Below are 11,781 nucleotides of genomic sequence, written 5' to 3'. Positions count from 1 at the left end.
CTCAGAGGGTGCCGAGCTCGGCCGCCTCCACCTCGCGGCGGCGGCTGCGGGCGATGGCGCGGCTGAGCAGCAGCACCGGCACGATGCCGGCGAGGACGATGGTGACCGCCGGTGCGGCGGCATCCATGAGGCGCTCGTCCGAGGCCAGCTCGTAGGCCCGCACCGCCAGGGTGTTGAAGTTGAAGGGCCGCAGGATCAGGGTCGCCGGCAGCTCCTTCATGACGTCGACGAAGACCAGCAGCACCGCGGTGAGCAGGCTGCCCCGCAGCATCGGCAGGTGGACGCGGCGCAGGATCTCGCGGGGGGCGTGGCCGAGGGTGCGCGCGGCCTCGTCCATGGCGGGCCGGATCCTGGCAAGCCCCGACTCCACCGTGTTCAGCGACACCGCGAGGAAGCGCACCAGGTAGGCGAAGACGAGGCCCGCCACCGTGCCCGACAGAAGCAGCCCGGTGGAGACCCCGAGATGCGCCCGCATCCAGGCGTCGAGGGCGTTGTCCAGGGCACCGAAGGGGATCAGCACGCCGACGGCGATGACGGTGCCGGGCACGGCGTAGCCCGTCGCCGCCACCCGCACCGCCGCCGCCACCGCCGCACCGCCGCGCAGGCGCCGCCCGTAGGCCATGACGAGGGCCACCACGAGGGCGAGGACGGCGGTGCCGCCGGCGAGGTTGAGGGTGTTGACGACGAGGCGCAGGAAGCGGGGATCGAAGGCGCTCTCCGCCGTCTGCACCGTCCATGCCGCGAGCTGTAGGAAGGGCAGGGCGAAGCCGAGCAGCAGCGGCAGCGCGCAGGCCGCGGCGGCGAGCCAGCCCCGCACCCCGCGCAGACGCACCACCGGCAGCGGCCGTCCGCTCCCCGCGACGTGGTGGAAGCGCGCCCGGCGCCGCGCGCGCCGCTCCAGCACCAGCACCGCGAAGACGAAGCCCAGCAGCACCGCCGCAAGCTGCGCCGCCGCGGCGCTGTCGCCGAGCCCGAACCAGGTGCGGTAGATCCCGGTGGTGAAGGTGCTGACGCCGAAGTACTGCACGGTGCCGAAGTCGGCCAGCGTCTCCATGAGGACGAGGCTGACCCCGGCGACGATGGCCGGCCGCGCGGCCGGCACCGCCACCCGCAGGAACGCGCCCCACGGGCCGCAGCCGAGGATGCGCGCGGCCTCCAGGGCCGCCACCGACTGCTCCAGGAAGGCCGCGCGCGCGAGGAGGTAGACGTAGGGGTAGAGCACCAGCGTCAACATCGCCACCGCGCCGCCGAGGGAGCGGATCTCGGGAAACCAGTAGTCGCCGTGGCGCCAGCCGAAGGCCTCGCGCAGCGCCGACTGCACGGGGCCGGCGAAGTCCAGCATCCCGGTGTAGGTGTAGGCGATGATGTAGGCGGGCACCGCCAGCGGCAGCAGCAGCGCCCACTCGAAGAGACGCCGCCCCGGGAAGCGGCACAGGGTGGTGAGCCAGGCCGTGCCGACCCCGATCACCAGCGTCCCCGCACCCACCCCGGCGGCGAGCAGCAGCGAGTTGCGCACGTACTCGGCGAGCACCGTCGCCACCAGGTGCCGCCAGACCTCGCCCGCCGGGTGGAAGACGTGGGCGGCGACGGTGACCACGGGAAGCGCCAGCAGCGCCGCGAGGGCAAGCACCGTCAGCCGCCACGGATCCAAGGCGAAGGCGCGCCCGCCCGCCGGCCGGCGGGCGGGCGTCAGCGTCGCGGTCCCCGGCGCACCCACCGGCACCGCCCGCTCAGCGCCAGCCGGCGCGGTCCATGATCCGCACCGCGGCGGCGTTGAGCTCGCCGAGGCGGGCGAGGTTGAGGCTGTCCTTGCGGAAGTCGCCCCACGCCTGCAGGACCTCGCTCACCGGCACGCCGGGGCGGACCGGGTACTCGTGGTTGACCTCGGCGTACCACGCCTGGGCCTCCTCGCTGGCGAGGAACTCCAGCAGCCGCACCGCCTCCTCGCGGTGACGGGCCCACCGGGTGACGCCCGCGCCGCTGACGTTGACGTGGGCGCCGCGCCCGTCCTGGTTCGGGAAGAAGATGCCCACCTTGCGCGCCGCCTCGCGCTGGGCCGCGTCCTTCCCCGTGAGCATCTGCGCGTAGTAGTAGGTGTTGGCGAGCGCGAGATCGCACTCGCCGGCGGCCACCGCCTTGATCTGGTCGCGGTCGCCGCCGCGGGGCGGGCGGGCGAAGTTGGCCACGAGCCCCCGCGCCCACCGCTCCACCTCGGCCTCGCCGTGGGCGGCGATCAGGGAGGCCACGAGGGACTGGTTGTAGATATTGGAGGAGGAGCGCACGCAGATGCGCCCGCGCCACCTGGGATCGGCCAGATCCTCGTAGGTGGAGAGCGCCTCGGGGCGGACGCGGTCCTTGGCATAGAAGATCACGCGCGCGCGCAGCGACAGCCCGTACCAGTAGCCCTCCGGGTCGCGGTAGGCGGCCGGGATCGCCTCCTCGAGGACCTGCGAGCGCACCGGCTGGAGCACACCCGCGGCCTTGGCCCGGTGCAGCCGCCCGGCATCCACCGTGATGAGGACGTCGGCGGGGGTGTTGTGCCCCTCGCTCTCGAGGCGCTTGAGCAGCGCGTCCGCCTCCGCGGTGAGGAGGTTGACGGTGATCCCCGTCTTCTCCGTGAAGCGCTCGAGCAGCGGCAGGATGAGCGCCTCCTTGCGCGCCGAGTAGACGTTGACCTCAGCCGCGGAGGCCGCAGCGGCCGCGGCCGAAAGCAGCAGGACGCCGAAGAGCTTGCGCATGACGGATCTCCTCCGATTGCGATCACCGGGCGTGATGTTAGCCCACGCCGATGCGCATGTAAACAAGAAAGATTTGCATTCGCGATTGTTGACCGGAGCGGTCGGGCTACGCGCCCACCAGCGCCTCCACCGCATCCGGCTCCTTGGGCAGCGCCGCCGACAGGACCTCGCAGCCGTCGCGGGTGACGAGGACGTCGTCCTCGATGCGGATGCCGATCCCCCGCCACCGCCGCGCCACGCCCTTGGCGTCCGGGGCGACGTAGAGACCGGGCTCCACCGTCAGCACCATGCCCGGCTCCAGGACCCGCCACTCGCCGCCCACCTTGTAGTCGCCGACGTCGTGCACGTCCATGCCCAGCCAGTGCCCGGTGCGATGCAGGTAGAAGCGCTTGTACGCCTCGTCGCGGATGAGCCGCGCCACCCGCCCCTCCAGCAGGCCGAGCCGCACCAGCCCCTTGGTCACCACCCGCACCGCGGCCTGGTGCGGCGCATCCCAGCTCGCCCCCGGCCGCACCGCCTCGATGGCGGCAAGCTGCGCCTCCAGCACCAGCTCGTAGAGGGCCCGCTGGGCCGGGCGGAAGCGCCCGTCGGCGGGGAAGGTGCGGGTCAGATCGGCGGCGTAGCCTTCCCACTCGGCGCCCGCGTCGATGAGAACGAGGTCGCCCGCCTGCACCGTGGCGCTGTTCTCCGTGTAGTGGAGGATGCAGGCATTGGCCCCGGCACCGACGATGGAGGGGTAGGCGGGGGAGCGCGCACCCTGGCGCACGAACTCGTAGAGGAGCTCGGCCTCCAGCGCGTACTCGGTCACCCCCGGCCGGCAGGCGGCCATGGCGCGGCGGTGCGCGGCCTCGGTGATGCGCACCGCGCGCCGGATCGCCGCCACCTCCGCCCGGCTCTTGTGCAGGCGCAGCTCGTGGAGGACGTGCTCGAGGGCGACGAACTCCACCGGCGCGTGGACCCCGGTGCGGGCCTTGGCGCGCACGCGGTTGACCCACGCCATGAGGCGGCGGTCGAAGTCCGGGTCCCGCCCCATGGCGTAGTAGACCCGCTCGCGATCCTCCAGCAGCCCCGGCAGGATGTCGTCGAGGTCGCCGATGGGGAAGGCGTCGTCGGCGCCGTAGTGCTCCACCGCCCCCTCGAGGCCGGCGCGGCGGCCGTGCCAGGTCTCCTGCTCGGGATCGCGCTCGCGGCAGAAGAGGATGAACTCGCCGTGCGGCCGTCCCGGCACCAGAACCGCCACCGCCTCGGGCTCGGGAAAGCCGGTGAGGTAGAGGAAGTCGCTCTCGGGCCGGTAGGGGTACTCCACATCGCGGTTGCGGATGCGCACCGGAGCCGTGGGCACGATGGCGATCGCGCCCTCGCCCATGATCCGCATCAGCCGGCGGCGCCGGCGCGCGAACTCACGCCGGTCCATCGCCCCGCCCCCGCGCCCGCAGGGCCTCGCGCACCAGCTGCACCGCCACGCGCAGAAACTCCACCAGCTCGGCGTAGGCCGCCTCGTCGGCCTCGTCCGCGGCCACCTCGTCGCTCACCTGGGCGATCTGCCACAGGTCGCGCAGGGCCTCGGCCGCGGCCTCGTCCTCCACCTCCCCGGCACCGGCCGCCCCCAGCCCGAAGAGGAAGCCCTGGCACCAGGCCCCGAGCGCCGCCACCCGCCGCGCCAGGGGCGCCTCGTCGGGCGGCAGCAGGGGCGTGAAGCCGAAGCCCGTCTCCTCGGCGAGGGCCGCGGCGGCGGCATCGTGCAGGGCCCGAAGCTCCGCCTCCGGCACCCCGCCCCCGAGCCCCTCGGCGCGCAGGTGCCGCCGCCAGCGTCCCCACGCCGCCTCGGCATCGGCGCACAGCAGCCCGGCGAGGACGCCGTGGGCATCGGCAAGCCCCGTGCCCAGGCCCGCCTGGCGCAGCACGCGCTCCAGCCGCTCGTACGCCTCCGCGCTGCCCATCTGCCGTCTCCATCATCGCCGGCCGCCCCGCCGCAACCGCCTTACCGTAGCACAGGGGCGCGCCGCGGCCGCGCATTGACCGCCCTCGAAGGCGCTGCCTATATTGGCCTCATGGCGGGGGAGGAGGACATCGCCGAGCTGGCCCGTCGCCTGGAGGACCTCGAGGCGCTCCTCGAGCGGCTGCTCGCCCGCTGCCGCCGCCTCGAGGAGGAGAACGAGGCGCTGCGCCAGCAGCAGCGCACCCTCATGGCCGAGCGCGCCAGCCTCATCGAGCGCAACGAGCGCGCGCGCAGCCGCGTCGAGGCCATGATCGCGCACCTGCGCAGCATGGAGGAAGGCCCGTGAGCGAGGCCCCCATCGCGGTCACGGTCCGCATCCTCGACCGCGAGTACCGCGTCGCCTGCCCGCCGGAGGAGCGCGAGGCGCTGCTGACCTCGGCCCGCCACCTCGGCGAGCGCATGCGCGAGATCCGCGACAGCGGCAAGGTCGTCGGCCTCGAGCGCATCGCCGTCATGGCCGCCCTCAATATCACCCACGACTACCTGCGCCTGCGCGAGGAGCGCAGCCGCAGCATCGCCGAGCTGCGCGCCCGCATCGACGCCCTGCAGCGGCGCATCGCCGAGACCCTGGGCGAGGCCCCCGGCAAGGGCGGCGCGTAAGGCGCGGGACGGCGCCACCTCCCTCAACCTCTACGGGCACCCGACCGCGTCGCGGCGCGAGGCTCGCCGGATGCATGCGAGCACTGGGCCCGCAGGCGCCCTCGCCGCCGCGGGCCGGCGACCCCTGCACGTCGATCGGTTGGGGGGATTGGTGGCCAGGGACGGAATCGAACCGCCGACACGGGGATTTTCAGTCCCCTGCTCTACCAACTGAGCTACCTGGCCGCTGGGCCCGCCGGGATGCGGCGGAAAGGACGGCTATTAAATCCGCGCCCCTTGCAGGCGTCAAGCGCCGATGCGGCCGAGGATGGCCCGCACCGGCGCAGGCAGCGCGAGACCTTGCGTCTCCTCCCCGCCGACCCAGCACACCTGCCCCTCGCCCACCGCCGCCGCGCCCTCCACCGTGAGCAGCAGCGGCTCGATCTCGAGCTCGAAGTGGGTGAAGGCGTGACGCACCGTCGGCAGCACCGCCTCGGTGCGGGCGGCGAAACCCAGGTGCACCCGGCACCAGGCCTCGGGGTCGTCGCCCGGCGCGCACTCCGGCAGACTCCAGAGCCCCGGCCACACCCCCGCCGGCGGCCGGCGCGCCAGGAGAACACGACCGTCGCCTCGGCGCAGGACGAGCATGCGGGTGCGGCGCCGCGGTCGGCGCCGCCGCGGCGCCGGGGCCGGATAGGCGCACGGGTCGCCGCGCCGCCTCGCCTCGCAGCCGAAGGCCACCGGGCAGGCGGCGCAGGCCGGCCGCCGCGGTGTGCAGACGGTGGCCCCGAGATCCATCAGCCCCTGCGTGTAGGCGGCGACGTCGCGCCGCGGCAGATGCCCCTCGGCGAGCGCCCAGAGCCTGCACGCCACCGCCGCGCGTCCGGGCCAGCCCTCCACCGCGTGCCAGCGGGCGAGGAGGCGGCGGACGTTGCCGTCGAGGATCGGCGCAGGCTCCCCCCAGGCGAGGGCGAGGATGGCGCCGGCGGTGGAGCGGCCGATACCCGGCAGGGCGGCGAGCGCCTCCAGATCGCGCGGCAGCGCCCCGCCGTGCCGCTCGACGATGCGCCGCGCCGCCTCGTGCAGGTGGATCGCGCGCCGGTAGTAGCCGAGCCCCGACCACGCGGCCAGGACCTCCTCGCGGCCCGCCGCCGCCAGCGCCGGCACGTCCGGCCAGCGCGCGGTGAAGCGCGCGAAGTAGGGGATCACGGTCTCGGCCCGGGTCTGCTGGAGCATCACCTCCGAGACCCAGACGCGATAGGGCGTGCGCGGCCGCTGCCAGGGCAGGTCATGGCGTCCCGCCCGGCGCTGCCAGTCGATGACGGCGGCGGCGAACGCCCCCCTCATCGCAGCAGGCCCTTGAGCTTGTCCTCGAGCTTGCGCCGGGTCTCCTCCTCCACGGCCCGCTTCTTCTCCTCGAGCCGCTGCCGCGCCTCGGCCTTCTCGGCCTCGAGGCGGGCCCGCGCCTTCGCCTCCTCGGCCTCGAGCCGCGCCTTGGCCTTGCCCGCGAGGACCTTATCGAGCTCCACGCTGAACGACGGCCCGGCCCAGGGTCCCCGGATCCGCAACGGGATCTCGAGCCCCTTGAGCGCGGCGAGGTCCGCCCCGCCCTGGCCCTCCAGGGTGCCCACCAGCTTGACCCGCAGCAGATAGTCGAGGCGCTCGCCCGGCAGATCCACGGTGCCTGCACCGGCCACCCGGAGCAGCGGGGAGCGGGCGCGGAGATCGTCGTTGCGCAGGATCCCGTCGCGGATCACCGCGCTGCCGGCAAGCTCGGTGAAGTCCGTCTCGGCCGGCCCCTCCGCCTTCGGCACCGGCCTGCCCTCGAGACGGGCGCGGGCCTCGCGGATCAGCTGCGCGATGTTGACCCCTCGCACGAGGCCGTCGCGGAAGACGAAGCGGGCGGTGCCGTCCACCGTGCGCCGCAGGCCCACCGGATCGGCCCCCTCGGCGGCCAGCGCCAGCGCCACCTCGGCCCGGCCCTGCAGCCGCTCCTCGCCCATGGCGTCGCGCAGGAGGGCGCCGACATCCACGTCGGTGAGGGTCTCGCGGGCCTGCCAGACCGGCGCGTCGCCGCGCACGTCGAGCTGCACGTCGCCGGCGTAGCGGCCGCCGTAGAGAAGGGCCGCATTGGGGCCCAGGCGGAGGAGGCCGTCGCCGGCCGCGATCCGGATGGAGACCGCCTCGGAACGGATCCCGAAGGCCTTGAGCCGCCCGATGCGCACGCGGCCATCGGCCTGCAGCGCGCGCAGCATCTCCAGGGGCAGCGCCGCGGTGCCGACGGCGGCGGTGCCCGGGCTCGGCGGCGCGGTCTCGGCGGCCTGCGGCGGGAGATAGCGGTCGAGATCGACGGCGTCGACCTCGAGATCGAAGCGAAGCGCCGGCGGGGTCCGCGCCAGCCCTTCCACCGCCAGCCGGCCCTGCACCCGGGTCTGGTCGAGGCGCAGGGCGAGCTCGTGCAGCTCGATGCCGGCGGCATCGCCGCGCAGGGCCGTGCGCAGCGCCGCCTCGCCGAGGACCGCCGGATCCGCCGTCTCCGGCACCTCCACGCCCGCCGCGCCGAGGACCGCCCGCGGCGAGAAGGGCGCGATCTCCACCCGCCCCTCGAAGGCGCCGGCGGCAAGATCCGGCACCGTCCCACGCGCCTGCATGCGCACGGGCCCCAGCGCCGCCGCGAGCCGCGGCACCTCGAGCCGGGCGCCCTCGAGGCGCGCCGTGAGGCCGAGCTCGCCCTGGGCAAGGAGCGGTGAGCCGGCGGGCAGGGGGGCGGCGATCCCCAACGCGGCGAGCAGCTCCGCCGGGGCCAGTCGCCGGCTGTCGAGCACCACCTCGGCCCGCGCCGGCGCCGCCGCCTCGGCCCGTCCCGCAAGCAGCAGCCCGGGGAGCTCGAGCTCCAGCCCCTCGGCCACGAGCCGTCCGGCGGCGCCGTCCGCGGCGAGGTCGCCGCGCACGCCCAGATCCACCCCCGCATCCGGCAGCCCCGCACCCGCCGCGTGCAGCCGCAGGTCGAGGCCGCGCACCCGCAGCCCCTGCAGCGCCTCGTCCACCGTCACCTCGCCGCCCACCTCGAGGCGGCCCTGCAGGCCCGCGGGCTCGGCCTCGATCCCGGTGCGCAGCCGCACCGGCACCGCCGCCCCGGGACGCAGGGGCCCGGTCTCGAGTTCGAGCCCGCCCAGGGTCAGGCCGTGGCCGGCCTGCTCGTCCACGTACTCGATGCGGGCGTCGCGGACCTCGAGCCCGGCCACCGCCAGGGCGAGGGCCGGCGCCGCCTCGCCGCCGCCCGCCCCCTCGGCCGCACCGCCCCCGCCGGCGAGGTCGGCCCAGTTGCTGCGGCCCTCGCCGTCGACGCGAAGGTGCAGTCTCAGCCCCTCGACGCGCACCCGGCCGACCTCGAGCTCGCGGCGCAGCAGCGGCAGCAGCCGCACCCGCACCTCGGCCCGCTCGATGGCGGCGAAGGGGCCGGCGCCGAAGCCCGGCGCGTCGGCAAGCTCCACCCGCCCCGTGCGCACCGCAAGCCACGGGAAGAGCTCGAGCTCGAGCCCGCCGCCGATGCGCAGCGCGCGCCCGGTGCGCGCCTCCACCGCGGCCTCGATCTCGTCGCGGTAGTCGTCGGGATCGAAGGTCGCCGCCACGTATCCGAGCACGGCGGCGAAGAGCACCACCAGCACCCCGAGTGCGATCCCGATCCGTCGCAGCCAGACTCTCATGGCGCCTCCCCCTGGGCTTGCGGTGCATCGCGCGGCGGCAGACTAAGCTTCCCCCACACGGCTCCTGCAAGCATAGGATGTTCCGCCGCGCGCGCACGCCGCTGCTGCTCCTCGCCGCAGGCCTTCTCGCCGCCTGCGCCGCCGCCCGCCCGCCCCCGCCGGCCGAGCCCGCGGGCGCGGAGGGCTGTCTCGGGCGTCTCGAGGCCCTGGATGCTGCGGTGGCTGCCGCCGGGGTCGGCGACGGCGAGGCGGCCCGGATCCCCGGGCATCCCTACCTGCGGGTCGACCGCCTCCTCGCCTCCTTCGCCGGCGAGCTCGCGACAGCCGGGGCGCGGCGGGCCTGGCTCGAGGCCCTGCGCCGGCTCGACCTCGAGGCGCGACGCGCCGAGCTCGCCAACCTGCCGGGACCGGCCCCGGCGACGCCGGACGAGATCGAGCGCTGCGGCCGCGCCCTCGTCGCCGCCCTGGCCGCGGATGCGGGCGCCGCGCGGGCGCTGGCGGCGGCGGTGCGCGTCCCGGACGAGTATCGCACCGCTCGGCGCGTCCTCGGCCTCTATGCCGTCACCGCCCTCCCCGTCGACCTCCTCGCCCGGCGCTGGCGCCGCCGCGCCGCGGGCACCTTCGCCCTGCCGCCGCAGGCGCTGCCCGCGGGGGGGCCGTGGCGGATCCTGCGGCCGCCCCGCGCCGAGACGGCGCCGCCCTGGCCCCCGACCCGCGACGCCCTCGGCATCCCGCGCCCGGAGGCCGCGGCGGCGAGGGCGCTCGCGGCCCGCCACGCCCCGACCTTCGTCATCGCCCGCGCCGGCCCCGCCGACGACCCCGGCCGCCCGCGCTGGCGCCGCGGCGCGGCCCGGCCCGACGTGGACCGCGGCGACCCGGTGGTCTACTGGCGCCTCGCCCACACCCGCCTGCAGGGCGAGACGCTGCTGCAGATCGTCTACGTCGTCTGGTTCCCGGAACGGCCGCGGAGCGGCCCGTTCGACCTCCTGGGCGGCCGCCTCGACGGCCTCACCTGGCGCGTCACCCTCGACCGCGAGGGGCGTCCCCTCGCCTACGACGTCATGCACAACTGCGGCTGCTACCACATGTTCCTGCCCACGCCGAGGCTGCGGCCGAGGCCCTGGCCGCCCGCCGCCGGCGAGCCGCCCTTCGTGCCCGCCGTGATCCCGCCGCCCCCGGCGGGGGCGGCGGCCCCGGCGCTCTTCCTCGCCGCCGGCACCCACCAGCTCCTGCACGTGGACTGGCGCCCGCCGCCCTCGGCCCCCGCCGCCCGCTACCGTCTCGCCCCGTATGCGGAGCTGCGCTCCCTGCCGCTGCCGGAGGGGGGGCGGCGCAGCCTCTTCCGCCCCGACGGCATCGTGCCCGGCACCGACCGGGGCGAGCGCTGGCTGCTCTGGCCCATGGGCATCCCGCACCCCGGGGCGATGCGCCAGTGGGGGCACCACGCCATCGCCTTCGTCGGCCGGCGGCACTTCGACGACCCCTTCCTCCTCGAGGAGGCCTTCCTCCCCGCCCCCTGAGGGGGCGGTGGCAGCGGCTCCGCCGCCCTGCTATAGGTTTCTGGTGGGGGCCAACGGAGGAGCCGCACCCGCCTTGACCCGATGCCTGCGCCTGACTCTCGCCCTCCTGCTTGCGTGCGCGGCGCAGGCATCGGCGCAGGTCCTGGACCCGGCCCGGGAGGGGCTCGCCGGATGGGAGGAGCAGCGCTTCCACGGGCGCACGCGCTACCGGATCGTGACCCTCGACGGGGAGCCGGTGCTCGAGGCCCATGCCCGCGCCGGCGCCTCCGGCCTCGTGCGGCCCGTCGCCGTGGACCTCGCCGCCACGCCGCTGCTGCGCTGGCGCTGGCGCGTGGAACGGCTGCCGCGGGGCGCCGCCGAGCACAGCCGCGCCGGCGACGACTTCGCCGCCCGCCTCTATGTCGTCTTCCGCACCGGTCCGTTCCCGTGGCAGCGCTACGCCCTCGACTACGTCTGGACGCGGGCGACGCCCCCCGGGACCCGCTGGCCCAACCCCTACACCGGCCACACCGTGATGTGGTCGGTGGCGCAGGGCGAGGCGGGCCTCGGCCGCTGGCAGACCCACGAGCGCGACGTCGCCGCGGACCTGCGCCGCGCCTTCGGGCGCGAGGTGCGCCGGATCGAGGCGGTGGCGCTGATGACCGACGCCGACGACACCGGCTCCGAGGCCCTCGCCTACTACGGCGCCATCGCCTTCCTGCCCGCCGCCGCGGCGGCGGCCCCCGTCCCACCCCACCAGGAGGTGAGCCGACCATGACCCGATACTGCGTGATCGTCGCCGGCCAGGGCTGCGCCCGCTTCTTCGAGCTGCGCCCGGCGGAGCACCCCGAGCTGGAGTCGGGCCCCAACCTCGTCGAGACCGCCAGCCTCACCAACGAGGACGCCTCCGGGGAGGTCTGGAGCGACCCCAAGAGCGGCCGCAACCGCGCCCCCGGCGGCGGCGGCGCCCACGGCTACGACGACCACCGCGAGGGCCACATGGCGGAGTTCGAGCGTCGCTTCGCGCGCCGCATCGGGGAGACCGCCGCCCGCATGCTGCGCCGGCATCCCGCGCGGCTCGTCCTGGTGGCGGAGAAGCGCATGCTGGGCCACCTGCGCCAGAGCCTCAACGGCAGCGCCGCCGGGGTGACCGTGCAGGAGGTGGCCAAGGACCTGTGCCGGATGGCGCCCATGGAGATCCACGAGCGCCTGGCCGAGGACGGCCTCCTGCCGCGGCGCCGGCCGCCCGCGGCGTAGCG

11 protein-coding genes and 1 tRNA gene are annotated in these 11,781 nt (G+C 75.9%); 5 read left to right on the top strand and 7 right to left on the bottom strand.

Going from position 1 to position 11,781, the window contains the following annotated elements; translation table 11 throughout:
* Position 1: 1 nt before the first annotated feature.
* From EDC57_RS02665 to EDC57_RS02650, 4 genes are all read right to left on the bottom strand, one after another.
* Positions 2 to 1,717, bottom strand: a complete 1,716-nt coding sequence (locus EDC57_RS02665; RefSeq protein ID WP_425454783.1) for an ABC transporter permease — start codon at positions 1,715 to 1,717, stop codon at positions 2 to 4.
* Positions 1,718 to 1,730: 13 nt separating this feature from the next.
* Positions 1,731 to 2,738 carry a Fe(3+) ABC transporter substrate-binding protein gene (locus EDC57_RS02660; protein WP_123399982.1) on the bottom strand — a complete coding sequence of 336 codons (1,008 nt, stop codon included), beginning with the start codon at positions 2,736 to 2,738 and terminating at the stop codon, positions 1,731 to 1,733.
* A 106-nt stretch (positions 2,739 to 2,844) separates the two neighbouring features.
* Positions 2,845 to 4,152 carry a Xaa-Pro aminopeptidase gene (pepP, locus tag EDC57_RS02655; protein WP_123399979.1) on the bottom strand — a complete coding sequence of 436 codons (1,308 nt, stop codon included), beginning with the start codon at positions 4,150 to 4,152 and terminating at the stop codon, positions 2,845 to 2,847.
* Positions 4,139 to 4,678, bottom strand: a complete 540-nt coding sequence (locus EDC57_RS02650; RefSeq protein ID WP_123399977.1) for a UPF0149 family protein — start codon at positions 4,676 to 4,678, stop codon at positions 4,139 to 4,141. The genes pepP and EDC57_RS02650 overlap by 14 nt, the downstream gene beginning before the upstream one ends.
* Positions 4,679 to 4,789: 111 nt before the next feature.
* Between EDC57_RS02650 and EDC57_RS02645 the strand changes: the two genes are divergently transcribed.
* On the top strand, positions 4,790 to 5,023 hold the full coding sequence (locus EDC57_RS02645; protein WP_123399975.1) for a TIGR02449 family protein: 234 nt from the start codon (positions 4,790 to 4,792) through the stop codon (positions 5,021 to 5,023).
* Positions 5,020 to 5,337: a cell division protein ZapA gene (locus tag EDC57_RS02640; protein ID WP_123399973.1), complete on the top strand. Its 318-nt coding sequence runs from the start codon at positions 5,020 to 5,022 to the stop codon at positions 5,335 to 5,337. Before EDC57_RS02645 ends, EDC57_RS02640 begins: the two co-directional genes overlap by 4 nt.
* 149 nt (positions 5,338 to 5,486) lie before the next feature.
* On the opposite strand, the gene EDC57_RS02635 is transcribed toward EDC57_RS02640, so the two are convergent.
* The 3 genes from EDC57_RS02635 to EDC57_RS02625 form a co-directional block, all read right to left on the bottom strand.
* Positions 5,487 to 5,562 (bottom strand) — tRNA-Phe (locus EDC57_RS02635).
* A gap of 60 nt (positions 5,563 to 5,622) precedes the next feature.
* Positions 5,623 to 6,663, bottom strand: a complete 1,041-nt coding sequence (mutY, locus tag EDC57_RS02630) for an A/G-specific adenine glycosylase (protein WP_123399971.1) — start codon at positions 6,661 to 6,663, stop codon at positions 5,623 to 5,625.
* A complete protein-coding gene (locus tag EDC57_RS02625) occupies positions 6,660 to 9,023 on the bottom strand; it encodes an AsmA family protein (protein WP_123399969.1) in 2,364 nt (787 codons plus the stop codon). The genes mutY and EDC57_RS02625 overlap by 4 nt, the downstream gene beginning before the upstream one ends.
* Positions 9,024 to 9,100: 77 nt before the next feature.
* On the opposite strand from EDC57_RS02625, the gene EDC57_RS12715 reads away from it, so the two are divergent.
* From EDC57_RS12715 to EDC57_RS02615, 3 genes are all read left to right on the top strand, one after another.
* On the top strand, positions 9,101 to 10,543 hold the full coding sequence (locus EDC57_RS12715) for a hypothetical protein (RefSeq protein ID WP_170165014.1): 1,443 nt from the start codon (positions 9,101 to 9,103) through the stop codon (positions 10,541 to 10,543).
* Positions 10,544 to 10,616: 73 nt separating this feature from the next.
* Positions 10,617 to 11,300, top strand: coding sequence for a DUF3047 domain-containing protein (locus tag EDC57_RS02620; protein WP_170165013.1), 684 nt, complete (start codon positions 10,617 to 10,619; stop codon positions 11,298 to 11,300).
* A complete protein-coding gene (locus EDC57_RS02615) occupies positions 11,297 to 11,779 on the top strand; it encodes a host attachment protein (protein ID WP_123399965.1) in 483 nt (160 codons plus the stop codon). Before EDC57_RS02620 ends, EDC57_RS02615 begins: the two co-directional genes overlap by 4 nt.
* The last annotated feature ends 2 nt before the right edge of the window (positions 11,780 to 11,781 follow it).

Source organism: Inmirania thermothiophila, from assembly GCF_003751635.1.
Taxonomy (GTDB): domain Bacteria; phylum Pseudomonadota; class Gammaproteobacteria; order DSM-100275; family DSM-100275; genus Inmirania; species Inmirania thermothiophila.
This window is presented reverse-complemented; position numbering and strand designations above follow the sequence as displayed.

Coding starts and splice junctions, on each gene's coding strand:
- EDC57_RS02660 (WP_123399982.1), bottom strand. CDS start 2,738: ATGCGCAAGCTCTTCGGCGTCCTGCTGCTTTCGGCCGCGGCCGCTGCG.
- pepP (WP_123399979.1), bottom strand. CDS start 4,152: ATGGACCGGCGTGAGTTCGCGCGCCGGCGCCGCCGGCTGATGCGGATC.
- EDC57_RS02650 (WP_123399977.1), bottom strand. CDS start 4,678: ATGGGCAGCGCGGAGGCGTACGAGCGGCTGGAGCGCGTGCTGCGCCAG.
- EDC57_RS02645 (WP_123399975.1), top strand. CDS start 4,790: ATGGCGGGGGAGGAGGACATCGCCGAGCTGGCCCGTCGCCTGGAGGAC.
- mutY (WP_123399971.1), bottom strand. CDS start 6,663: ATGAGGGGGGCGTTCGCCGCCGCCGTCATCGACTGGCAGCGCCGGGCG.
- EDC57_RS02625 (WP_123399969.1), bottom strand. CDS start 9,023: ATGAGAGTCTGGCTGCGACGGATCGGGATCGCACTCGGGGTGCTGGTG.
- EDC57_RS12715 (WP_170165014.1), top strand. CDS start 9,101: ATGTTCCGCCGCGCGCGCACGCCGCTGCTGCTCCTCGCCGCAGGCCTT.
- EDC57_RS02615 (WP_123399965.1), top strand. CDS start 11,297: ATGACCCGATACTGCGTGATCGTCGCCGGCCAGGGCTGCGCCCGCTTC.